Origin of the sequence: uncultured Roseobacter sp. (genome assembly GCF_947499265.1) — a bacterium.
Lineage (GTDB): Bacteria > Pseudomonadota > Alphaproteobacteria > Rhodobacterales > Rhodobacteraceae > Roseobacter.
This window is the reverse complement of the sequence record NZ_CANMNK010000004.1, coordinates 343,502-363,501: the sequence shown is the minus strand read 5'-3', so window position 1 is coordinate 363,501 and position 20,000 is coordinate 343,502. Positions and strand designations below refer to the sequence as shown.

The 20,000-nt window shown below is 58.2% G+C and carries 26 protein-coding genes; 13 read left to right on the top strand and 13 right to left on the bottom strand.

Annotated elements, in window-relative coordinates:
- The 3 genes from Q1A63_RS12750 to gstA are packed head-to-tail and all read right to left on the bottom strand — an operon-like array spanning position 1 to position 1,213.
- Positions 1–207, bottom strand: a complete 207-nt coding sequence (locus Q1A63_RS12750; protein ID WP_298970172.1) for a 4-oxalocrotonate tautomerase family protein — start codon at positions 205–207, stop codon at positions 1–3.
- 11 nt (positions 208–218) lie between these two features.
- Positions 219–593 carry a nuclear transport factor 2 family protein gene (locus Q1A63_RS12745; protein ID WP_298970174.1) on the bottom strand — a complete coding sequence of 125 codons (375 nt, stop codon included), beginning with the start codon at positions 591–593 and terminating at the stop codon, positions 219–221.
- A complete protein-coding gene (gene gstA / locus Q1A63_RS12740) occupies positions 590–1,213 on the bottom strand; it encodes a glutathione transferase GstA (protein ID WP_298970176.1) in 624 nt (207 codons plus the stop codon). Before gstA ends, Q1A63_RS12745 begins: the two co-directional genes overlap by 4 nt.
- A 174-nt stretch (positions 1,214–1,387) precedes the next feature.
- Between gstA and Q1A63_RS12735 the strand changes: the two genes are divergently transcribed.
- Positions 1,388–1,687 carry a helix-turn-helix domain-containing protein gene (locus Q1A63_RS12735; protein ID WP_298970178.1) on the top strand — a complete coding sequence of 100 codons (300 nt, stop codon included), beginning with the start codon at positions 1,388–1,390 and terminating at the stop codon, positions 1,685–1,687.
- Positions 1,688–1,813: 126 nt separating this feature from the next.
- Here the strand turns inward: Q1A63_RS12735 and Q1A63_RS12730 are convergent, their stop codons facing one another.
- The 4 genes from Q1A63_RS12730 to Q1A63_RS12715 form a co-directional block, all read right to left on the bottom strand.
- Positions 1,814–2,614, bottom strand: coding sequence for an MBL fold metallo-hydrolase (locus Q1A63_RS12730; protein WP_298970181.1), 801 nt, complete (start codon positions 2,612–2,614; stop codon positions 1,814–1,816).
- Between the two features lie 206 nt (positions 2,615–2,820).
- Positions 2,821–3,249, bottom strand: coding sequence for a lactoylglutathione lyase (gloA, locus tag Q1A63_RS12725; protein WP_299829864.1), 429 nt, complete (start codon positions 3,247–3,249; stop codon positions 2,821–2,823).
- 63 nt (positions 3,250–3,312) lie between these two features.
- Positions 3,313–3,783 (bottom strand): hypothetical protein, encoded by a 471-nt coding sequence (locus Q1A63_RS12720; RefSeq protein WP_298970182.1) that lies wholly within the window; start codon positions 3,781–3,783, stop codon positions 3,313–3,315.
- Between the two features lie 24 nt (positions 3,784–3,807).
- Positions 3,808–4,440: a YdhR family protein gene (locus tag Q1A63_RS12715; RefSeq protein WP_298970184.1), complete on the bottom strand. Its 633-nt coding sequence runs from the start codon at positions 4,438–4,440 to the stop codon at positions 3,808–3,810.
- A gap of 318 nt (positions 4,441–4,758) precedes the next feature.
- Here Q1A63_RS12715 and Q1A63_RS12710 point away from each other — a divergent pair, with 318 nt between their 5' ends.
- On the top strand, positions 4,759–5,337 hold the full coding sequence (locus Q1A63_RS12710) for a TetR/AcrR family transcriptional regulator (RefSeq protein ID WP_298970186.1): 579 nt from the start codon (positions 4,759–4,761) through the stop codon (positions 5,335–5,337).
- Here the strand turns inward: Q1A63_RS12710 and Q1A63_RS12705 are convergent.
- A complete protein-coding gene (locus Q1A63_RS12705) occupies positions 5,334–5,525 on the bottom strand; it encodes a hypothetical protein (protein ID WP_298970188.1) in 192 nt (63 codons plus the stop codon). The two genes, Q1A63_RS12710 and Q1A63_RS12705, sit on opposite strands and share 4 nt — an antisense overlap.
- Before the next feature lie 279 nt (positions 5,526–5,804).
- Here Q1A63_RS12705 and Q1A63_RS12700 point away from each other — a divergent pair, with 279 nt between their 5' ends.
- Positions 5,805–6,437: a tyrosine-type recombinase/integrase gene (locus tag Q1A63_RS12700; protein ID WP_299631848.1), complete on the top strand. Its 633-nt coding sequence runs from the start codon at positions 5,805–5,807 to the stop codon at positions 6,435–6,437.
- Positions 6,438–6,742: 305 nt separating this feature from the next.
- Here the strand turns inward: Q1A63_RS12700 and Q1A63_RS12695 are convergent, their stop codons facing one another.
- Positions 6,743–7,894, bottom strand: a complete 1,152-nt coding sequence (locus Q1A63_RS12695; RefSeq protein ID WP_299631846.1) for a hypothetical protein — start codon at positions 7,892–7,894, stop codon at positions 6,743–6,745.
- Positions 7,895–8,082: 188 nt separating this feature from the next.
- On the opposite strand from Q1A63_RS12695, the gene Q1A63_RS12690 reads away from it, so the two are divergent.
- The 4 genes from Q1A63_RS12690 to Q1A63_RS12675 all read left to right on the top strand — a co-directional run bounded on the left by Q1A63_RS12690 (position 8,083) and on the right by Q1A63_RS12675 (position 10,703).
- A complete protein-coding gene (locus Q1A63_RS12690) occupies positions 8,083–8,979 on the top strand; it encodes a mechanosensitive ion channel family protein (protein WP_298976238.1) in 897 nt (298 codons plus the stop codon).
- 59 nt (positions 8,980–9,038) lie between these two features.
- Positions 9,039–9,251, top strand: a complete 213-nt coding sequence (locus tag Q1A63_RS12685; RefSeq protein WP_298976237.1) for a DUF2945 domain-containing protein — start codon at positions 9,039–9,041, stop codon at positions 9,249–9,251.
- Positions 9,252–9,253: 2 nt separating this feature from the next.
- Complete coding sequence (locus Q1A63_RS12680) at positions 9,254–10,210, top strand: DNA topoisomerase IB (protein WP_298976236.1); 957 nt, start codon at positions 9,254–9,256, stop codon at positions 10,208–10,210.
- A 106-nt stretch (positions 10,211–10,316) separates the two neighbouring features.
- A complete protein-coding gene (locus Q1A63_RS12675; RefSeq protein ID WP_195818646.1) occupies positions 10,317–10,703 on the top strand; it encodes a DUF202 domain-containing protein in 387 nt (128 codons plus the stop codon).
- A 225-nt stretch (positions 10,704–10,928) separates the two neighbouring features.
- Here Q1A63_RS12675 and Q1A63_RS12670 read toward each other — a convergent pair whose 3' ends face one another.
- Complete coding sequence (locus Q1A63_RS12670) at positions 10,929–12,593, bottom strand: mechanosensitive ion channel domain-containing protein (RefSeq protein WP_299631842.1); 1,665 nt, start codon at positions 12,591–12,593, stop codon at positions 10,929–10,931.
- 180 nt (positions 12,594–12,773) lie between these two features.
- The gene (locus Q1A63_RS12665; RefSeq protein WP_298976230.1) at positions 12,774–12,947 is read right to left on the bottom strand and encodes a DUF1328 domain-containing protein; all 174 of its coding nucleotides are present in this window, start codon (positions 12,945–12,947) and stop codon (positions 12,774–12,776) included.
- A gap of 365 nt (positions 12,948–13,312) precedes the next feature.
- Between Q1A63_RS12665 and Q1A63_RS12660 the strand changes: the two genes are divergently transcribed.
- The 4 genes from Q1A63_RS12660 (at position 13,313) to Q1A63_RS12645 (ending at position 16,507) form a co-directional block, all read left to right on the top strand.
- Positions 13,313–14,053, top strand: a complete 741-nt coding sequence (locus Q1A63_RS12660; protein ID WP_298976229.1) for a DUF533 domain-containing protein — start codon at positions 13,313–13,315, stop codon at positions 14,051–14,053.
- Between the two features lie 411 nt (positions 14,054–14,464).
- Positions 14,465–15,037 (top strand): hypothetical protein, encoded by a 573-nt coding sequence (locus tag Q1A63_RS12655; RefSeq protein ID WP_299631839.1) that lies wholly within the window; start codon positions 14,465–14,467, stop codon positions 15,035–15,037.
- A complete protein-coding gene (locus Q1A63_RS12650; RefSeq protein WP_299631837.1) occupies positions 15,034–15,432 on the top strand; it encodes a phage holin family protein in 399 nt (132 codons plus the stop codon). Before Q1A63_RS12655 ends, Q1A63_RS12650 begins: the two co-directional genes overlap by 4 nt.
- Positions 15,422–16,507: a DUF3618 domain-containing protein gene (locus tag Q1A63_RS12645; protein WP_299631835.1), complete on the top strand. Its 1,086-nt coding sequence runs from the start codon at positions 15,422–15,424 to the stop codon at positions 16,505–16,507. The genes Q1A63_RS12650 and Q1A63_RS12645 overlap by 11 nt, the downstream gene beginning before the upstream one ends.
- A 111-nt stretch (positions 16,508–16,618) precedes the next feature.
- Here the strand turns inward: Q1A63_RS12645 and Q1A63_RS12640 are convergent, their stop codons facing one another.
- Entirely contained in the window at positions 16,619–17,278 is a 660-nt protein-coding gene (locus Q1A63_RS12640; RefSeq protein ID WP_299410687.1) for an HAD-IA family hydrolase, read from the bottom strand.
- 207 nt (positions 17,279–17,485) lie between these two features.
- Between Q1A63_RS12640 and Q1A63_RS12635 the strand changes: the two genes are divergently transcribed.
- Positions 17,486–17,899 (top strand): STAS/SEC14 domain-containing protein, encoded by a 414-nt coding sequence (locus Q1A63_RS12635; protein ID WP_298976219.1) that lies wholly within the window; start codon positions 17,486–17,488, stop codon positions 17,897–17,899.
- A 115-nt stretch (positions 17,900–18,014) separates the two neighbouring features.
- Here the strand turns inward: Q1A63_RS12635 and Q1A63_RS12630 are convergent, their stop codons facing one another.
- Positions 18,015–18,824 carry a PRC-barrel domain-containing protein gene (locus Q1A63_RS12630; RefSeq protein ID WP_298976218.1) on the bottom strand — a complete coding sequence of 270 codons (810 nt, stop codon included), beginning with the start codon at positions 18,822–18,824 and terminating at the stop codon, positions 18,015–18,017.
- A gap of 384 nt (positions 18,825–19,208) precedes the next feature.
- On the opposite strand from Q1A63_RS12630, the gene Q1A63_RS12625 reads away from it, so the two are divergent.
- Entirely contained in the window at positions 19,209–19,946 is a 738-nt protein-coding gene (locus Q1A63_RS12625; protein WP_298976217.1) for a Crp/Fnr family transcriptional regulator, read from the top strand.
- Positions 19,947–20,000 lie beyond the last annotated feature (54 nt).

Here is a 20,000-nt window from a genome sequence, read left to right as displayed (position 1 = left end):
TCAACCTGCCGCGTCGCGTCTATACTGGTCGACCGGTAGACCTCCGATCCCCCAATCCTCAAGCGCAACTTCGTCAATGACGACAAAAGTTGTCGCCGGAGACTTGTCGAGGATCCGCACCAGCAAGTCGGTGACGCCGTTGATCAACGCGGCCTTCTGATCCGGGGTGACACCTTCACGTGTTACTTTGATATTTACATAGGGCATATCGCTTCCTTTCAGTTCGCGCGTTCAGTGATTTGAAAGATTTTGGCCATGATCGACCATGCGCCGTCGGTTCGCACAAGCGTCAAGAAATCGATGAAATCCTTTGTCCCAATGGAACATCGCACACGGGCAAAGGCGGTGTTTTCACCTGCAAACTCTATGGAGTCGATCACATCACGCCGAGGTTCATTGCGCGAGGCCGGGGACACGCGCTTGGCCACTACCGCGAAATACTCATCCATCGTGCGATACAGCAGTGGTGCTTCATCCGCTGTCGCGTAGATCGCCTTTGGGTGAAACGTTTTAGCCAGCCTGTCCGTATCGGCGTGATAGAGACCGTCGAAATAGGTCTCTATCACCTCTGTTACTGCCGCAAATGCAGTCATGCCGCCTGCTCCATCAGGCCCTCGGCAATCATCGCTTTGATCGAGGCGGGACGTGCCGCAATACGTGCCACGTAAGCCTGGGTTTTCGGATGCGCGTCAAGGCTGAGCCCGACAAAGCCTGCCCAATTCAGCACTACAAATGCATATGCATCTGCGACGGTGAACGTGTCACCTAGCAGAAAGGGACGACCGTCTGCGAGACGTTGCTCAATATGCGCCGCGCGGCGCCCGACACCTGCCTCGACCCTCTTTCTTGCATCGCTATCAAGCTCCCGACCCGTAAAAAATGGGCTGAAGGATTTGTGCAGCTCTGACGAGATGAAATTCAGAGTTTCCTGAAGCCGGGTACGTGCCAACGTACCGTTCGGTGGCGCGAGACCAGCATCGGGTGACTGATCGGCCAAATACTGCAGCACGGCTGGATTTTCGGTGATGATGTCGCCTTCGTCGGTGATCAGAGCTGGAACATAGCTGTTCGGACTGATTTTGAGGAAATCATCGCCAGCCTCTGTTTTGTTTGTATCTGTGTCTGTCTTATCCAGATCGAACGGAATCTGAAGTTCATTCAGAATGATGTGGGATGCCAACGAGCATGCGCCGGGTTTGTAGTAAAGTTTCATTTGTCTTAGCTCCTGTTTGCTTTGGTGACAGTTCAGAGATGATGACTTTGCTAACCGTTGACAACTAGGTATCTAGAGGAAACTTGATTATCGAGTTACCCAAAGGAAACCTAGTCAACTGTCATGCCGCTCAAAGTCCGCAAAAACCAAAGCCCCGAACCGCCGCAGCCTTGTATGCTGACGCATTGTATGGCGGTGATCTCCGGCGCTTGGGCCGCCAATGTGATTTGGTCGCTGCGTGCTGGCCCGCGCCGCTTTAACGAGTTGCGTACCGACATTCCGCCAATTTCGGCCAAGGTGCTCTCCACACGGCTGACGGAGCTTGAGCAGCGCGGAGTGTTGTCCCGGAACGTGCAACCGACCTCACCCCCATCCGTCGAATACGCCCTTACAGATCTGGGCGGTGAACTTGTGCCTGCGCTTGAGGCCATTGTGAAAGTTGGCCATCGGTTGAAGATGCGCGACGAAGGGTAAAAGTCAGTCATGCTCTATTCCCGCTGATTGATCATCTCGCGATGAAAATGCAGTTTTCACTGTGATGTTCTTTAGTGGGGCAGTTCCTTTCCAGAGAGCGTTCAAAACACCTCACGCAAGGCACTGCTAAAGCGCGTCGAACATCAGTCCAGTCCAAATGTCCGTTGAGAAAAATCCCCCAGACCATTTGGCATCAAATTGGTCTAGCGGCCTAAGATCGACTACTTGCTGGCGCGTTTTTCCTTCACCTTTCAGTTTGCTGAGTTCATCGCGGGCATACTGAAGCATTGTGAGGTACTCCAAGAGGTCATCGCGGGATCCCAACGAGCCATGGCCCGGGATGATTTTGGTATGTTCATCGGTGTGGTCGCGTAGCATTTCAACGGCACTGATCGTGCCCTGCAAGGTACCGCCATTGTGAGTATCAATCACCGGATAGATGCCGTTGAAGAATACGTCCCCCGCGTGCACGACATTGGCCATCTCAAAAAATACCACCAAGTCTCCGTCCGTGTGTGCCCGGGGCGTATGGACGGCGCGCATTATGTCGCCATTTAGATGGAAGCTCATCGAGTCCTTAAAGGTGACAACGGGCAATCCATCGCTTGCCATCGGCTGAAACGACAAATCAAAAAGAGGAATATCACTTCCATCAGCAAGACGCGTACGGGCCATCTCGTGACTGAAAATCGTTGTACCAGTTCCGCCAAGAAGTTCATTTCCGCCAGTATGGTCAAAATGGAAATGGGTGTTGATCAGGAACCGGGGGGGCTCGCCCCCCAATTGGTTTATAAGCGCAAGCAATTCCGGCAAAGCAGGTGCCATCTGATCGTCGATGAGAAACGTGCCATCGTCCCCGATCATGACGCCGATGTTCCCACCATCGCCTGTCAGCATGTACAGGTTTTCGGCGACTTTCGTTGACATCAGGTGGGCCCCATCCGCCAACGCCGGTATTGGAACGGCGATCATGGCAGTTAAGAACGAGGTCAGAGCCAGAGACCTACTGAGTCTGTGAACCTGTTGTTTCTCAGAAGTGCGGTTGCTCGTCATGGTGTGTCTCGTTTCATAGATTGCCGTGCCCAAAGAGTTTGTGATCCACGTCAGCCGTGCCTCATCGCTTGTAGGCACGCCTAGGGTGCTTGGATGAGCTCAATATTGTAACCGTCAGGGTCTTTGATGAAGGCGATGGTTTCGTGTTCGCCGGTTTCATCCGGTGCGGCTTTCATCGGGCCCGGGTTTCGGGTGACTTCGACGCCCAGCCCGGCCAGATGAAGGCAGGTCTTGTGTATGTCGAGAACCTCCAATGCGATGTGTCCATATCCGGTGCCGTGCGAATAGCTGTGCTCGCCCCAGTTATAAGTCAGCTCAATCATTGCGCTGCTGTCGGGATAACCGACAAAGACCAGCGTAAATTCAGCAGCTGTAAAAGTCTCTCGACGCAATTCCTGCATCCCGAGTGCATCGCAATAAAAGCGCAAGGACCGATCAAGGTCTCGGACACGGACCATCGAATAAAGAATGGCGTGCGGTGTGTTTGGGGACGTTGACTGAGTGTTCATAATGATACGCCTGAAGGATCCAAAGGACCGGGGACAAACACTGCCTGTCCCCGGTAGCTTATTTTAGCGGCAGATTTCACCCTGGTAGCGGACCAGCCCAACAAGGTTGTCATCGTCGCGCAAATCGACAAGGCCATAGCTGTTGAATTGGCCTGAGTAGCCTTTCATCGTGCCGCGTGTGACGTCTGGCTGAATGTCGTAGGTGATTTCGATCATAAAGCGGCCCGGCTTGCCCGGCACGGCGGTCAGAACGCCCAGATCCTTTGTTTGGAATGCGCCGCCATCGTCACGGCCAAAGTAATGTTCCATGTCCATCTCAAGACCCGTTTCAGTCTCGCGGGTGGCCGTGATCTTGCCAGCCGCATTTTGAACAGCACCGGTCAAAACCGCCGAGATGATCATCGGCTGGCCTTCGCCTTCACCAAAGAAGTTAGGGATGGCGACGCCGCCCATTTCAAAACAATCGGCAGCCATTGCAGCAGTTGACGACATCGCAAGCGCCATGATGGCACCAGAAAGAGAGTTCAGTTTCATGTCATTTCCGTTCAGTTGAAGAGGTTAAAGGTAGTAGGGAGAGTTGAGGCCGCGGCTTGCGGCCTCGGTCACACGGGCATCGAAGACGCGCGTATAAAAGGCAGCGTTCATCGCGGCTGTCGTTTTCGGGAATTCATTGATGGCAAAGTCCAACGCATTTTCGACAGTGTCGAAGGCGTCCAAGCCACCCAGCGTGTTTGTGTTGTGTCCACTTAGCCAGATCTTGGACAACAGTCCCTTTTGCCTGCGCAAGACCGGATTTCGGTCCTGCCATGGTGCGTTTTCAAATGGAACAGCGACCTGCACTTCGGTGTAAACAAATGCGCGGGGCTCGGCTGTGACCCGTCCGCCAAAATGGGGCGCATCCATCGCCGCGCTGGCCTCTGCGGTTGCCTGATTATCAAAGACCCGCGTTGTTTGCGCCACGCCAAAGTCACGGGCCAGAGCAGGGAAAAAATCCGTGCAGTACAGCAGCGCATCATCGACGCTCGCAAACCCGTAAAGCCCGCCGACAGAATGGTTGCCCAGCCCGGAAAACCACGTTTTGTCAACAAACCCGGGTTGGGCCGCGATGGCAGCATTCAGCTTTTCCCAAGGAACATCCGTGAAGGGCACGGACGCTTGCAATTCTGTGTAAACGAAGGCGTTGGCAGGCATAGTTTGGTGTTCCTTTTGATTGGATTGCGCAGTTGCAGCTGACCTGTGAGCAGTCAGCCCTATTGCCGCGAGGGGAATGGCGGCCAGCCCTGCGGTAGCTTTGCGCCGTGACATTGGCGCAGTTCCACCGGGCGCGTGCCGGGGCACACGTGAAGCCATGTCGTCTTCTCCTTAAGATTGGGGCCACCTACCTTGGTGGTTGTCTTGGGGTGGGTAACGAAATATAACGATCCCTATATATCGCTATTCCGATTGGCGCCCGCCGTCAATCAAAAAATATAGTGGTCGTTATTTTATTAGCTAAAGGATTGGCTTGGCGTGAAAAAATCAGAATCCACCAAGATGAAACTGCTAGAGGCGTCTGGCCGGGCATTTCGAAAAGAGGGCTATTCAGGGATCGGGGTCGACTCAATCGCGAAAGACGCTGGTGTCACGTCTGGCGCTTTCTATGCCCATCTGAAATCCAAGAATGGTGCCTTCCGGGCGGCACTTGTCTCGGGTCTGGAAGACGTCCTTGCCGCATTGCCCGAGTATCGCAAGAAGCATGGCGCTCAGTGGCCAGCAGCCTTTGCAGACTATTATCTTGGAAAGGGTCACCGGATCGACCTAGAGGGCGGTTGCGCAATGACCAGTCTCACGCCGGACGTGATCAGGGCAGATCCAGCTGTGCAAACCGAATACGCGGAACTGATGAGCCGCATCATCAAAGAGATTGCAGACCACCTGCCGCAGGCGGGGTCTGCGGCCGAACGCGAGGCAATTGCATGGGCGTTCCTGTCGACACTGATTGGCGGGCTTACCCTCTCGCGGGCTGTGGGATCAGGTCCCGCCGCTGACCAGATCGCGCGCTCCAGCAAGGCGGCGGCACTCGACGCCATCGGCTGTTCTGCAGGCTAGGAGCGACAGGCGACAAAGCTGTCGCGGTGCGCCTTGCAATACGGGGTCAGAATGTCCCGAAAAGCACTCAATTTTCGCGATGGCCAGATATCAGGGTGCCCCACCACCCAGATATCTGCATCGGTTTGTGGCAGCAGTAGCGGCACTTGCACCAGATCAGCCGCTGCGCGTCCAGGAAGAATGGGCATCCGAACGACACCCAACCCAGCCTGAGCCGCGCCAACCTAGGCCACCATATCATCAAGCCGCAGATGGACCCGATAGCGGGGAAAGTCCGCTGCAATCCCCTTCGGCACGTCGGGATAGAAGAAATATACCCCATCATGCCTGCCATTTGTACTCCCTGCAGCATCCGTCACTCTGGGCTCGTAGCTGACCTCGGACGCCGCGCAGCATCCTGTGATACACTGCTTTGGTCAACGTCGGGTTGTCGTTGTGGGCGGGCATGGCGGATCGGAGGATCAGTCATGGAAACACGAAACTTACCAGCCATTCGCGCTCTGCGCCCAGCTTGGAACAAGGGCCGCATCGTTGGACAAAAACGACCACTGAAACCGAAACATGTCTGGGCGATCCGCGTCAGACTGGAACTGGCGGAGAACCATCGAGACCTCGCGCTCTTCAACATGGCGATCGACAGCAAGCTGCGTGGATGCGACCTCGTAAAGCTGAAAGTCGTCGACGTCATGGCATCTGGCCAGATCAAAGAACGGGCTTCCGTGTTGCAAAGCAAAACGCAAAAACCGGTGCGCTTTGAGATATCCGAAGGCACAAGAGCCTCGGTCGAGAAGTGGATGGAAGACGAACTCATGGTCGGCTCAGAGTACCTTTGGCCAGGCCGCTTCCATGAGCGTCTTCATATCTCGACTCGCCAGTATGCGCGGATCGTCCGCGATTGGGTCACTTCGATCGGGTTAGAGGCGAGCGCATATGGCACGCATTCGATGCGGCGGACAAAGGTGACTCAGATCTACAAGAAGACAGGCAACCTGCGTGCTGTTCAGCTTCTCCTCGGACACACGAAGATGGACAGCACGGTGCGATACCTTGGCGTTGAACTTGAAGATGCACTGGCGATCGCTGAGGCCATCGAAATCTAGAAATTTGGGCCGTCCTCGCTGGCGGCCCATAGCTGCCGTTCGTCCCAGATCTCGCATGCTGCGACGCGGCCCGCCAGACCGGACTTTCGCCGCGACCGCAAGATCGAGTTAGACCCAAACTCCACACATTAGCGGACATTGCGGTCACCCGAGTCAAATCATCGAGCTGACAGTTGTCCTCTGTTGCCCATCGCCTGAGAAAGATGGTCGGTAATAGTCCGAACCCGTGCCTCGACGAAGAGCTGTCTGGCCTCGTTTAAGCCGCCCCAAGGGTATTGCAGTTCCAATAGGCCCTAAGCATCGATTCAAAACACGCCCATATAGACTAGCAGACAGACCAGCAGAAACCCCAAAACTGTCCCCCAGCTTACGGCGGAATACAGCTTCAACGTTTGCCATTCCAAACCGGTTGAACCTGGCGGCTTCAAAACCGAGCCACCTGTGATCGGTTTGGCAAACGATGGAAGTAAAGACCAAAAGTCACGAATGCTATGCGTGGGAGGGGGCAATCCTTCCATTGCGTGTTTTATGGTCAGGTCGAATTTGACCCCATAGTCGCTTCGATAATCGTTGGCCAATTTCTCTGGCTCATCGACCGTACGCATAGTGGTTATTGTGGTCTGGTTTCCACCATCGGTCCACACCAACCCACCTCTCGGATCATAAGGCGGAAGCGATACATTGAATAGGGTCCTAAAAGATGTCCGAAAGGCCTCCCATGACGCCATGCGCGCCTTGTCTGGCCCCGCCGGATGGGCCGTAGGCACGTCTCCGGATACTGCAAGCACGTTGCGGGATCTCGGTGTCATGACGAACAGAACCTTTTCGAGCTGATGATTTGTGGCCAACCATGCGATCTCTCTTCTCAGTGACGGCGTATCGTCCGGTGCTACAATTATGACGCCCGCGGCGTTTGCGGCTGCGCAAAACGCCTCCCACCAGGTCGCTTCAGATGTTTCGATGAAGGCGACGCCATGATCTGGCCCAACGGGCAAGTTGAGCCCAAGCGCCAGTGGGAAATACCCTTCAGACCTAAGGCCGCGTTCAAGTTCTTCAAAGATAGAAAAACCTCCACCCAGATCGCTATATGAGCGATCTTCGTGAAATGCTCTCAAGAAAAGTGCGATTGGCAGGACGCTCTCCACCGCGTTCGCTTGTGCTTTGATTGCGCCCTCCAATCGCTTTGAATTCTCGCGCAGCACGTCTCGGATCATAACGTCGATCGTTGCATGACCCATGATGACAAGTGAGGTGAAAAACAGCGTTTGCCAGGCAGGATGATTGCCAGCCCACGTAAAGAATGCGCCTGCATAGGGCATTAAGATAAGAGGAAACAGGATTGGAGAGAGCAAGAACACGACCAAGCTCATCTTCGGGCTTAGCCAAATAGGGCGTGAAGACGCTTGGTGCGCCTCAAAAAGCTCCTCCGCTGATTTCTGGTCGTGTGGTCCAGTCATCTGGCTACTCTTTAGAGTTTGAGCTTTCATCATACTCGCATTGTCGGCTCAAAGCAGTGAGCAATCATGCATGCCTTAGGGTTGCGGCAAAAAGGCATGTCATCGTTGATGTTCAGCCGGAGCACGCTCGGTTCGGAACATTCGGTCCTGTGGGGCGTTAACGGGTATCGGTCATTGATAAGGCAATCATGGAAGTCACGACAATCACGACGGCGCTTATGGACAAGCTCACCGAATATGCCGATGCGCTTGTCGACGTCGGGCCGCGGCTGGTGGTCGCTGTCGTCGTGGTTCTGGCGACATGGGCCGTTACGTTGCTGGCCAAGGGAATTGTGCGGCGGCTCGGCAAGCGCTTCAGGATGCGCCAGAACCTTATCGATGTGCTCGCGATGATCGCAGGTGTTGGTCTGTGGCTTGTCGGGATACTGCTGGCGCTCACAATCGTTTTTCCATCCATCACACCCGGCAAGGCGCTGACAACGCTCGGTCTGGGTTCTGTGGCGATTGGTTTTGCCTTCAAGGACACGTTCGAGAATTTTCTGGCGGGTATCCTGATCCTGCTGCGGGAGCCGTTCCGCATCGGTGACCACATCGAATGCGACGACGTCGAGGGGCAGGTGGAAGAGATCACGATCCGCGACAGCCATGTCCGCCAGACGGACGGCCAGCGGGTGGTCGTGCCGAACCACATACTCTTTCAGAACGCCGTCGTCGTCCGAACCGACCGCGATCTGCGCCGCACGACCATCATGTGCGGGGTTGCCTATGGCGAGGATGTCGATGCCGCGCGCAGCATCATAGAGGATGCGGTGATCAGTGTGGATACCGTGCGCGATGATGTGAAGGATGTGGAGGTCTTTGCGCAGGCCTTCGGTGCATCCTCGATCGATTTCGAGGTCACCTGGTGGACGGGGTCCAGACCCATCGATATCCGCCGCTCTCGCGATCAGGTGATCGCGGCGGTCAAACGGGCGCTGGACGACGCAGGCGTGGAAATCCCCTTCCCCTACCGGACACTGACTTTCAAGGAACCGCTGAACGTGAAATCCGGCGCGCTCGGCAAAGAAGAGGCCCAGTCATCCTGAGGGCCCGGCGCCTGCAGAGCCTGCCAGAGCTTTAATGACGAACCAGGAGGAAACACAGAATGTCGATTGGAACAGGAGACAAGGTCAAGTGGGACTGGGGCAAGGGAACTGCCACCGGCACCGTCGACAAGACCTATACCCGCTCGGTGACCCGCAAGATCAAGGGCACGGAGGTCACGCGGAACGGGTCAGATGACGACAAAGCGCTCTACATCAAACAGGAGGACGGGGACGCTGTGCTGAAACTCGCCTCCGAGGTGACCAAGTTCTGATCATGCCAGGCATCGTCTACTATCCGGATGACCGTCCGGGCATCACGCGCCAACGATGGGGCCGAGGGTTCAGGTACCTCGCCCCGGACGGCACGGCGATAGATGATGCAGGCGAACGCAAGCGGCTGGCCTCGCTCGCCGTGCCTCCGGCCTATGATGACGTGTGGATGTGCCCCCTGCCCCACGGCCACCTGCTTGCCACGGGACGGGATGCGAAAAACCGCAAACAGTATCGGTATCACCCGGATTGGGCGGCAGAACGGGCCAGGACCAAGTTTGAGTTGCTGCCCGACTTCGGCCGAACCCTGCCGCGCATCCGGCGCCGGGTGCGGCGTGATCTTACCGAAAACGCCGGTGAAAAGACCTTTGCGCTCGCCAGTGCTGTGGCCTTGATCGACCGGGTCGCGATGCGGGTCGGCAGCGACGAATATGCCCGCGAGAACGGAAGCTATGGTGCGTTGACGCTCAAGCAGCGCCATGTCGCGCTGAACGGAACCTGTATCAATCTCAGCTACACTGCGAAAGGCGGGAAGCGCGTCCGCAAGCAGATGGCGGACCGGACCCTGGCGCGCATCCTGAACAAGATCGGCGATTTGCCCGGTGCCACGCTCCTAAGCTGGGTCGATGACGACGGCGCCCCGCAGACACTCAGCTCGCACGCTCTGAACGACTACATCGCGGCCACCTGTGACATGGACAGGATCACCGCCAAGACGTTCCGCACATGGGCAGGGACATTGGCGGCTTTCGAAGTTGCCCAGGCCGGTCCGACCACGATCAAGGAGATGTCACAGGCCGCGGCAACGAGGTTGCACAATACACCGACGATTGCCCGCAACAGCTATATTCATCCGAAGGTGATCGATTTGGCGCAACATGAGGCGACCCTGCCAGCGCCAACGGAGATTCCCGACCTGCGGGTGAGCGAGCAACATCTGCTCAGCTGGCTTGAAAGCTAGGGGACCCCGGGCAGCAGACGACAGGGCGTGACACTGGCTCAGATACGGTCGTGCCGTCTATGCTTCTATCTGCGCCCCGCCGAACCCAAGCCACAGGAGAAGAGACATGCCCACAGCCGACCTTCCAAAAGATCCGGATTCGAACGATCTGGCGAATGCGAGAACGGCCTGGGCCGAAGATCGCACGGTGCTTGCCAATGAAAGGACCTTTGCGGGATGGATGCGCACCGGGATGGCATGTGTCGCGCTGGCCCTTGGCCTCAAAGCGGTTTTCAATGGCACGGAGTATCCCCTGCTGGCCAAAGCGATCGCCGAGCTTTTTATCCTGTCCGGCATCCTCATCTTCTGGGCGGCGGCAATCAACTGTCGCAAGACCCAGACGCGCATGTCGGAACATGACGTGGAGACGCAATCCTACAAACGTATGACCCTGCTCGCCACGATCCTGACCTTCGCAGCGGCGTGCACCGGCGTCATTTTGTGGTTTCTCTAGCAGTCAGAGGCGCCACGTCATCCCGCGCCTCGGCCTTTGCCGGACCGGAGACCAACTCGCCTGCCGTGCCGGTCGGCACTCCGAATATCAGTATCTCCGTTCGAGAGAAGCCAATTCAGGTCCCGACAAACAGCGGACGGTGTCTGGACCAATCGCGCCACCCGGAGCAAAACCTGGACAATCACGTCCTGCCGACATCAGCCCGAGATATGCGAGCCTGCATCATCAGGCCGCTTCCGACAATCGCGCCTCCGGGAAAATGTCGATGTTCTGGGATTTTTCCAGATCGGTGGCTTCCGCAATCAGCTTCTCCCGCGCTTTGCAGGCCATGTCCCAGGATGTGTTCGGATCGGCGCAGGGCAGCGCGAACCACACGTCCTTGCCGAGCGCATCCTGCCCGGCGACCCGGACTTTCGCATCATCGAGATCGCCCAGCTCCTCCGGGTCCAGAGATGCAACCACCCGATCAAAGATCGTGCGCAGCTGATCGACATCCGCCTGATGCGCGCATTTCAGCTTGATGATCCGCAGCATCTCGGGCTCTTGCATCGTCCAGTTCTCGAAGGGCGTCGAGATGAACTCGTCAACCGGCACAACCAGACGCGTTCCGTCCCAGTCACGAAGCTGGACATAGGTGAAGTTGATGCGCTCCACATGGCAGAGATAGTCCTTGTAGACGATGCGGTCGCCAATCCTGGCAGATTGGTTCAAGGCGATCTGCATGGAGGCCATGATGTTGCCCAGGACCTGGCGGGCGGCAAAGCCGAGCACGAGGGTGAGTGCCCCTGCGGTGCCCAGCAATGTCAGACCGAGGTTCTGGAACACGTTGGTCTGCGACAAGAAAACACCGCCGCCGATCAGCACCACAGCAACGACCAGCGCCCGCCGCGCCGCGGCAACGCGGGTTGCGACGGTGCGCATATGGTGGGCCTGATATTTGGTCAGATCGGTCTCATCGAATTCCGTCAGCCGGTCGAGGATGACGTCGATACAGTTGACGGCGAACCAGAGCCCCGAGGCCATGAGCCCCAGCCAGGCCGCGGGAGTAACAACCGTGGAAATCTGGCCGGAGAACACGAAGAGGTTGGAGCCAATCGCCAGCGCAATCCCCGTGGCGCTGCCAATGGCGGCAGGGCCGCGGGCGGAGCGCAGGATTTCGCGCGTTATTGCTCTCTTGGCCCGACGCTTGGCGGCGGTCAGGCCGGTCCAGACAAAGCGGCTGCAAAGAAAGGCAAGCAGGATCACAATCGGCAATCCAAGTATCTCCCACCACATCAGGCCAAAGCGCGTGCTTGCTTTCAGCGCCTCGGGCAGTTGCGCCTCGAACCAGGTTGGGCCGTAGAGCGCAAAGAGCGCATCTGTGTTTTGCACCGTCTGACGGGAGAAGACCCAGACCGGATCGCCGCCGTCAGGACGGATCCGGTTGAGACGAATGCTGGCGGGATAGCGCTTGAGGTCGACGGTCCAGAGCAAAAGCGACTTGCGCGGCTGACCTGCCAGCGGCGCGTCTGCGGCTGCGGTGGCATCCATGCCGTCAGGTCGGTCTGGCAGGGCGCCCCAGCTGATCACGGCTTTGCGGCTGATGACGGTCTCGAGACGTTCCGCAAGACGCGCACCGATCCGGGCCTGGTCGCCCTCTGGCACGTCAGACAAATCAAGCAGATGGGCGGCATCAGACCAGTTCTGGTGCCGGGCGGCATTGAGGAAGCTTTCAATGGTTGCCCGCGGCGTGTCGCGATCCACGGTAGCAGAAAGCGTCGTCAAACCCGGGTTTAGAGTATCCGCGCAATACCAACGCTCGCGGTCACAGGTCTCCTCTTCCGCAAGGGAGACCGTTGCAACGAATAAGGCGGTCACCGCCGCCACGGCGTACGAAATGTAATTCAGCATTCGGGCAGAACGCGCTGCGCACCGTTTTGGTTCCACAGGCTGGTAAGGGTGTACGCGGGTTACGGGCGGCAGCACCGCCAAGTGTGTCTGCCCTGATGGTGCCATGGCACCGAAAAATCTGTCGTTCTACCATACAAAAAGGCGCCGCATGCGCGACGCCTTTTTACGATTGGACTGTGGTTATACCGGCGGGCGACCCTTGACCGCGCGTGCGATCATTGCGACCACAAACAGAACGAGGAACAGCACAAACAGAACTTGCGCGATACCTGCGGATGCCCCGGCAATCCCGCCAAAGCCCAGCAGTGCTGCCACGAGAGCAACAATCAAAAACGTCAAAGCCCATCCAAGCATGACATAACTCCTTTTGTCGGTTTAGTCTGCGATATTGAGTTAGAAACACCCTGCGCTTCCGGAAGGTTCCGAGGTTTTTCACTCATTTTTGCAGCTTGCGGTTTTGTTCCATGCTCTTGCCGGGTGAAACCATACCTGGAGCCGCCCGTCGCGGAGCGGAGCTGTATGACACCGCACTGCCCGCCACCCAACGCCGGGTGGCCACACATGGAACCACTGGACCTTGAGCGAGGTTACCGCTGTGCGCGCTATCGCGTTACGTCGATACGAACGCCGGATCATCGCATAGAGAGCGGGTCGGCCCCCTTACCCACGGCACCGAGCGCAGAGCTACGAACAGAGGCCAGCACACAGGGAGATTTACAGTGTCTGTCAAGCTTATGATTACGAAACTGGCCTTGGCCTTTGCCGCGAAAAAGGGAGTCGAGGTGTTTCGATCAATGGGCGGTCTGTCCGGTCTGAAATCATCCCTGCAGGGTCTGGGCGAACAGACCCGGCAGCCGGGCGGCATGCAAAGCCGCATCGGGGGCGCGACCGATGCACGGACCGGCGGGCTGGGCAGTATTCTCGACAGTCTCGGCATGGCGGGAGCATCCGGCCCGCGCGAAGCCGGCGCGTCGGGACAAATCAGCCCCGCGAACCCGTCGCTGGGCGCGCTCTTCGGTGGATTGGCAAATGCGCTTGGCCACCGCTCGGAGGCGGAAACCCCGGCGCGCGAATTCGAAGATCAATTCAATCTGCAGGACGTCGAAGCAGATCAGGATGCCAGGCCGATCCTGCGAGCGATAGTTCAGGTCGCACGCGCAGACGGTGCGATTGACACTGAGGAACAGCAGACATTGTTGGACATTCTGAATGACGCCTCCCCCGAGGAACGGGCAATTCTGCAGACGGCTTTGCGCGAACCGATCGACCCGCAGGCTGTCGCCGCGGCCACGCCACAGCATGCCCGCAAGGAGGCTCATTCGGCGGCGCTGCTGGTCGGGGATCTCGATAATGAGAGCGAGCGGCACTACCTGTCATCCTTTGCGACAGCTCTGGGTCTGTCTTCCCATGAAACGGCTGAACTACATCGCGCGATGGGCAAGGTGGAACCTGTCGCCTGAAGGCATTTGTCCTGCACCACCCATGAATGCGCGGCGTACCACGCCGCGCATTTTTCGTGTCCTGCTGGCCGGTCCGGATGAACGTCCGACGATAACGCATCTCGTCTGGGCAATCGATTTTGAATGATGCGTTCCGTGTACCTCACACCCCTGATGGTCGGCGTACCCTGCCCTCGCGACACTCCCTGACTTTAAGGCCACGCAGCCACCCTTCCAACTGATGCGCGAGATCGCGCCTGTGCCCCGCGCGCCTGTCAATCTATCTTGATACGCCGGAAATCCGCGCCGGTACTCTGAGCCTGGAACATGCAAGGAGGGTGGCCCGCATGCACAGTGTTTTCTACCTCATCGGCCTGGTCGTGGTCGTACTCGCGATTCTCAATTTCATCACTTAACCCGCAGGAGGCTCAGATGGCGACGCGCAGTCCCTCATCTCAGACGACGTCAGCAACACAAACGCAACCGGACCAGACCGGCACGGTCCAAAAAGCAAAAAAACAGGCCAAGGCGCTCGCCGAGACCGTCTCGGAGGAGGCAGGTGCCTACGCGAAAGACGCACAGCAAACGGCGATCTCCCAAGCGGAGGCGGCAAAGGACAACGTGGCCGCAGAAGGCAACAACATCGCCAGTGCGCTGCGCACCGCAGCGCAGGAAATGCGCAGCGGGTCGCCTCAGGAACGCACGCTGGGGCAGATCGCTGATGGTATTGCCGATATGTCAGACGCCATCCGCGACAAGGACCTCGGTCAGATCGTCTCAGACCTTAATGACATTTCGCGCCGCAATCCGGCGGTCTTTCTCAGCGCGGCAGCCCTCGTCGGTTTTGCGGCGGTGCGCTTTGCCAAGGCAACCAATACCGGTTCGGAAGACTCTGGATACGACGCCGCGCGATCTCACGCGTCACGTGGGACCACGTCGGTCGGCACGTCATCCGCCGACCCTGGCGCTTCGGCGGCCCATATCGACAAGGGAGGTCTTGTATGAACACGCATTCCGACAAATCGACAACCGGGCTTTTGAACGACGCGATGAGCCGCGTCAGTTCCTTGGTGCGCAACGAGGTCGATCTGGCGCGCGCCGAGATCAATGAAAACATCGCAAACGCCGGTGTCGCCATCGGGCTGCTGGCCGGGGCCGTGATCATTACGCTGACGGCGCTCAATGTGCTGGTGGCAGCAGTTGTCGCAGGGCTCACGGAAGCAGGGCTGCATGGCGGCTGGGCTGCGCTCATCGTGGGCGTGGCGCTTGCTGCTGTCGCCTATGGGATGGCGCACAAGGGCATGACCGATCTTAAACTCAGCAACCTGGCCCCCACGCGGACAGCCAAGAATGTCCAACGTGATGCCGCGGCCGTCAAGGAGGCATACAATGACGACTAAAACCCGAAGCCCCGAAGAAATCGAACGTCAGATCGAGCACGAGCGCGCCGGATTGACGGACACGCTGGAGGATCTGCAGGACAGGTTTTCGGTTGAGGCCGTCACCCGCAAGGTGACCGACCACCTGCGGGAAAACGGAGGCGATATCGGCAGATCGATCTCGCAATCGGTCAAGGACAACCCGATGGCAATCGCCCTGACCGGCATCGGGCTCGCGTGGCTGATTTTTGGCAGCGGAACCGGCAGCACCGCCGCCACGACACGGCGTTGGGAGCGTCGCGAACGGCACTATGGATATGACGATCAGTGGGAACGCGGCGACGTCAGACCGCGTCATATTCCCAGCGGGGACACCGAGCGCCATGCGCATGATCCGTCCTGGGCGCGGACGATGCATTACACGGACAGGGATGGCGATGGCGCTCAGTCAGATGCGCAGTCCGGGCATAGTCTGAAAGACAATGTCGCCGATGCCGCGAAATCCACGGCCCAAGCGGCATCCTCAAAGCTGCAGGCGGCGCGCGACAGCGTTGGAGGCGCCGTCGGCCAGTTGTCTGACACGGCATCGGACCTGCGGAGCCGTCTGGCGGAAGGCACGGAGGACTTCAGCGATCAGGCGCGGGATCGTATCATCGCCGCCCGCCAACGGGCCGTCGAGGCGCGAGACGCCGCCGCGCATCAGGCCCGACGGGGCCGCGACCGGGCGGTTGACCTTTTTGAAGAGCAGCCGTTGATTGCCGGGGCGCTTGCCCTGGCCGCCGGGGCCGCCGTCGCGGCAGCCCTGCCGCGCAGTCGCGTCGAAGATGACTACCTCGGTGAACGCAGCGACGCGGCGATGGCCGAAGCACAGCGGGTGTTCCGTGAGGAAAAGGAAAAACTCGGCAAGGTGGCGCAGGCAGCAGGTGATGAGGCCAGAAAAGCGGCCAGCGACATCAAGGCGGAGGCGGATCGAGACGCATCGGGCGAGACCGCCGCGACGACGGCCAAGCAGAAGGCGAAGACTGCGATCAAACGCGTCACCGACGCCGCAGAGGCCGAGGCCAAATCTCAGGATCTCGGCACATCCAAGTCGTAGGTGTTGCCCCGGACAACGCTGTCCCTGAAGGGGCTTGCGTCATGATCATGGCGGCGGACGGTGACGTCCGCCGCGGGGCTTGCTCGGGTCCGATCTATTGATCCTCTGGCACTAGCGCAGCAGCGCCTCGGCGGAAAGCCTGTCCATAATCCGGGCATCGGCGGGAAAATCGCTGCGATCAGCATAATCCCCCGGAAAAGCCACACAATCGATCCCGGCGCTGCGTGCGGCCTTCATGCTGACCGGCGTGTCCTCGATGGCAATACAATCCGACGCGGCAAGGGCAAGCACGTCAAGCGCGTGCCGGTAGATATCCGGTGCCGGTTTGCTATGATCGACCATGGTTGCGTCGCCAACGAAATCGAAATCACCCGCAGAAAGATCCCCCGCCAAGGCCGCAAACACCGCATCGACGTTCTGCCGCGACGTGGTGGTGACAAACCCCAGCCTGATGCCCTGTTCCTTGGCGGCAGTGACCACACCCGACACGCCCGGCCGCAGGGAGAGACCGCGCGCGGTGATGGCCGCGTCGAAAATCTCTGTCTTGCGTGCGTGAAGCCTCTCTGCATCCACATCGATATCGCGTTCGCGCGCATAGTCTTCGATCCGCCGTCGCCCGCCCGATTTCGCAAGGCGCGCCTTGTAGTCTTCCAGGTCCCAGTCCCACTCAAGACCTGCTTCGGCAAAAGCCTGGTTGAACGCCTGGCGCTGCAGTTCCGATGTCTCGACAAGAGTTCCGATGGATCCAAAAAATACTGCTTTGAGGGGCAATTTCACATCTCCCATGGTGGCACCGGCAAAGGACCGCGTGCCGGTTTGCGTTGTCGGTCCGATCTAGCAACGATCAGCACTGTCACCATCAATCTAGTGCAACGTCAGCCGGGAACGATTGCTTCAGTCTGACAGTTGAAGACATGTCGGCGCGATGGACTTTACCGGCGCAATGGCAATCCAGTTTCACCCTAGCAGGAGACCCGAATGACCAATCTTACCTTACCCTCCGTGAGAGAAATCCCGACACACAGCGACACGGTCTATGCCTTTGATGTGACCGGCCATGTGTCGGACGACGATGCAGAAGCACTTGCCAAATACATGAACGATGCCTTCGACCGGCGCGACAAGGTCAACATGTTGATCCGGCTCAGCGGCTATACCGGCAGCGACAAGGATGCGCTCTTCGATGGGGATGTGCTGGAATCGCGTTGGCGGGCCTTGTTCAAGGTCGACAAATATGCCGTGGTCGGCGCACCGGATGGTGCCAGCCGGATGATCTCCATCATGGACAAGGTCCTGCCGGTTGATGCGAAGACTTTCGAGACATCGCAAGAAGATGAGGCTTGGCGTTTTGTCGGCACCGCCGCGGCCGACGACGACATCGCGCAGGGCTGATCCGCCTGACGGATAGAACTCCCCCGCAAAAAAATGCGCTCCCCGAAGACCGGGGGAGCGCATCGTTACTCGTTACCAGGGATATGACAGATTTATACTGTCGGAGGGCGCTCTATCAGCCCTCGTATTCTGGCTGGCTTTCCAGATTTTCCTTGGTGGCGTCGATGTAGACACGCACGTCGCCGCCTTCGGCTGGCCGCAGGATCTTGAGTTCATCCATCGCGACCGCAATGCGATGCTCGCCAATGCCGAGGAAACCCCCGATGTCCAGAACCGCTTGCTGCAGCTTGCCGTTGTCATCAACGATCAGCTGGTCGATCTCGCCGATATCCTCATCCTTGGCCCCGTAGAGCCGTGCACCGGTGAGATCCTCGGTGGTCAGCTGATCCGGGGTTGCGACCTCATAGCCATCGCGTTCGACAGCCGGGGGCGCCAGCATCGGGCGGTCGGCTGACGTCACTGTATCGTTGGCCATGGCGACATCGTCCTGCCGCTCATAAGCGGGCGCGTCGGTCAGGGCCTCCTTGTTGGTCTTGACCACCAGGAAGAAATCACCCGGATCGTCATTTTCGTTCACGATCTTGATGCTGCTCATGTCCACGGCAACATCTTTTTCCCCGATGCCGATGAAACCGCCAACACCCAGGATCACCGCCTTGACCTGCCCGTCGCGGCTCAGGATCACATCGTTGATCTCGCCGATGTCGTCCCAGTTCTGTTCGGCATCGTCCTGCATGACGATGTCAGCGGTCAGCGCATCGTAATCCGCTTCGGCAGAGTAGATGCGCATGCCGATCAGGTTGGACGCATAGAGATCGCCGGTTTGTTCGGATTGATACGTCATCATCGCGCCTGAGTGCGCATCGGCGAACGCCGATGTCGTCAGCATCAAACCCATCGCGGTTGAGATGAGAAGTCTTTTCATGAAGCAGGTCTCCTTCTGAGATCGACAAAAATGCCCGCAATATGGCGGAGCCACAGGGCGCGGGCCTTCGGTTTTGCAGACAGGGATACGGTGGCAGCACGCCATTCGCCTTCTGTCTGTCGCCTGATCGTATCCAAGGCGGAGAAGGCCGATCTCAATCTATATTGAAACCGGCATGATCTTTACCTGCGCAGCATGAAAATCTGAACCGGGGCATCCTGAAACGGACCCAATTCATGGCAATCCTCTGACTTTGCGCCCTATTGGTGCTAAGCTCAGAGGAAACAGATTTGTCCGCTTCTGTGCGGACTTACGAAAGCGTGCCGTCCCCGGTTACACCAACTGCGGGAGCCGGCTTGGTGGGCTCACAAAGAGGAGGGTGACATGTCGACCCAGAGTAAAAGCTGCCTTGTGGAAAAGCTGTCCTACTACGTGGATCTGGACGACACTGCGGAAAAGCATCTCGCAGCGCTGGAGGAGCACGAGCGCAATTACTACCGGCATCAGGAGGTTTATAGCGAGGGAGACGAACTGCAGTACCTTCACGTCGTCAAGGAGGGCTGGTTCTATTCCTACACCGACATGCCCGATGGTCGGCGACAGATCATCCGGGTCCTACATCCCGGCGACATAATCGGCTTTCCCGACATCTCGTTCGAGGAGGCGACCTGCAATGTCCGGGCTTCCGAAGATGGCTGCCTATGCCCCTTTCCCAAGAGCAAGCTCGACGTCATTTTCCGGGAATCGCCCAAGCTGACCGCGCTGATGTTCTCCATCGCCAACCGCGATCATGCCTGCGTCATCGACACGCTGCGCGCCATGGGGCGCATGGATGCGCGCGAACGGCTGTCTTACTTCTTTCTCGACATCACTGCCCGGCTTCGGGTGACCAACAAGGCCATGAGCAACACGATCCGGATGCCGATGAATCAGCATGAAATCGGCGATGCCCTTGGCCTGACACATACCTATGTCAGCAAAACGATCCGGGAAATGGAAGACGCGGACCTGATTTCCCGGAACGGGGCTACGCTGACGCTGGGCTATGAAGACAAGCTGCGCGACATGGTCGACTTTTCAGACCGGTACGCAACGCTCGACACCTCGTGGTTCCCCTCCTGAGCCCCGCACATCGGGCGCGATCCGCGCTGCCTTCAAGATAGATTGATGCAGCCC